This is a genomic window from Tepidimonas aquatica (genome assembly GCF_007556585.1).
GTDB classification, from domain to species: Bacteria; Pseudomonadota; Gammaproteobacteria; order Burkholderiales; family Burkholderiaceae_C; genus Tepidimonas; species Tepidimonas aquatica.
Map to the genome: position 1 here is coordinate 20,001 of NZ_VJNA01000027.1, position 2,500 is coordinate 22,500.

General features: G+C 56.7%; 1 rRNA gene (running past one end of the window). It reads left to right on the forward strand.

The features are described from left to right. Positions 1 to 373 precede the first annotated feature (373 nt). Positions 374 to 2,500: ribosomal RNA gene (locus tag Taqua_RS10085) — 23S ribosomal RNA — on the forward strand (it continues 759 nt past the right edge of the window).

Genomic DNA, 2,500 nt, shown 5'->3' on the forward strand with positions numbered 1-2,500 from the left:
GTCAAGGCTGTTCTTTAACAATGCATAGAGTCGAAACGTAAGCAACAGCGCTGCGCGCTGCGGCGGCTGTGCCCTTGTGGGGCGGCGCTGCGTGGTGCGCGGGGTTGTTGCAAAGCGAAGATTGACGTCACAGCACGAGCCGCTGCGCGCTTGTGTGGTTCAAGGTGGGGTGCAAGCCCTGCTGCTGGGCCACGGGGGTGCGTGGTGGACGAGCAAGACCAAGACGGCGAGCGGCAACGACGCCCCATGTGGGGGTGTCGCCGCAAGACAATCGACAAGTCGCGTGGTTCATGCGCTGCGCATGGCTGCACGGTGGCGGTGACGCTGCTGCTGTGGTGTGTGCGGCGGCCCGACGTAGCGAGCAAAGCTATAGGGTCAAGTGAACAAGAGCATGTGGTGGATGCCTTGGCGATGACAGGCGAAGAAGGACGTGGCAGCCTGCGATAAGCCTCGGGGAGCTGGCAAGCAAGCTTTGATCCGGGGGTTTCCGAATGGGGCAACCCACCCCGATGAGGGGTATCGTCGACTGAATCCATAGGTCGACGAGGCGAACGCGGGGAACTGAAACATCTCAGTACCCGCAGGAAAAGACATCAACCGAGATTCCGGCAGTAGTGGCGAGCGAAACCGGAGCAGCCTGCACGATGTAGCCATTGATCTATCAGAACGGTCTGGAAAGTCCGGCCACAGAGGGTGACAGCCCCGTATGGAAAAGATCGATGGTGGAACTAGGCGTGCGACAAGTAGGGCGGGACACGTGAAATCCTGTCTGAAGATGGGGGGACCATCCTCCAAGGCTAAATACTCGTCATCGACCGATAGTGAACCAGTACCGTGAGGGAAAGGCGAAAAGAACCCCGGGAGGGGAGTGAAATAGAACCTGAAACCGCATGCTTACAAAAAGTCGGAGCCCTTTGGGGTGACGGCGTACCTTTTGTATAATGGGTCAGCGACTTACGTTCAGTGGCAAGCTTAACCGAGTAGGGAAGGCGCAGGGAAACCGAGTCCGAACAGGGCGATTGAGTCGCTGGGCGTAGACCCGAAACCAGGTGATCTATCCATGGCCAGGCTGAAGGTGCCGTAACAGGTACTGGAGGGCCGAACCCACTGCTGTTGCAAAAGTAGGGGATGAGCTGTGGATAGGGGTGAAAGGCTAAACAAACCTGGAAATAGCTGGTTCTCTCCGAAAACTATTTAGGTAGTGCCTCGTGTGGTCACCTTTGGGGGTAGAGCACTGTTTTGGCTAGGGGGTCATGGCGACTTACCAAACCAAGGCAAACTCCGAATACCGAAGAGTGTGAGCACGGGAGACAGTGCACCGGGTGCTAACGTCCGGACACGAGAGGGAAACAACCCAGACCGCCAGCTAAGGTCCCTAAGACCGGCTAAGTGGGAAACGAGGTGGGAAGGCTAAGACAGTCAGGATGTTGGCTTAGAAGCAGCCATCATTTAAAGAAAGCGTAATAGCTCACTGATCGAGTCGTCCTGCGCGGAAGATGTAACGGGGCTCAAGCCGGGCACCGAAGCTGCGGATGCGTGGCAACACGCATGGTAGGAGAGCGTTCCGTAGGCCGCTGAAGGTGGGGTGAGAACCCTGCTGGAGGTATCGGAAGTGCGAATGCTGACATGAGTAGCGTTAAAGCGGGTGAAAAGCCTGCTCGCCGTAAGCGCAAGGTTTCCTACGCAACGTTCATCGGCGTAGGGTGAGTCGGCCCCTAAGGCGAGGCTGAAAGGCGTAGCTGATGGGAAGCAGGTCAACATTCCTGCACCGACTGCAAGTGCGATGTGGGGACGGATCAAGCTAGGTTGAGCCGGCGGTTGGAAGTGCCGGTGGAGGCGGAAGTAGGCGTGCGTTAGGCAAATCCGGCGCACACATACCGAGGCCGTCGCCCGAGTGGGCATGTCCCGCGAAGCAACCGAATGGGGTCCCAGGAAAAGCCACTAAGCTTACAGCTTGCAGTTGACCGTACCGCAAACCGACACTGGTGCGCGAGATGAGTATTCTCAGGCGCTTGAGAGAACTCGGCAGAAGGAACTCGGCAAATTGACACCGTAACTTCGGGATAAGGTGTGCCCTAGTAGCGTGTAGAGAGCATCGAAGCGTGAATGGGTTGCAAAAAATAGGTGGCTGCGACTGTTTACTAAAAACACAGCACTCTGCGAACACGGTAAGTGGACGTATAGGGTGTGACGCCTGCCCGGTGCCGGAAGATTAAGTGATGGGGTGCAAGCTCTTGATCGAAGTCCCGGTAAACGGCGGCCGTAACTATAACGGTCCTAAGGTAGCGAAATTCCTTGTCGGGTAAGTTCCGACCTGCACGAATGGCGTAACGATGGCCACACTGTCTCCTGCCGAGACTCAGCGAAGTTGAAGTGTTTGTGATGATGCAATCTCCCCGCGGAAAGACGGAAAGACCCCATGAACCTTTACTGCAGCTTTGTATTGGACTTTGAACGGATCTGTGTAGGATAGGTGGGAGGCTGAGAAGCGGTGCCGCCA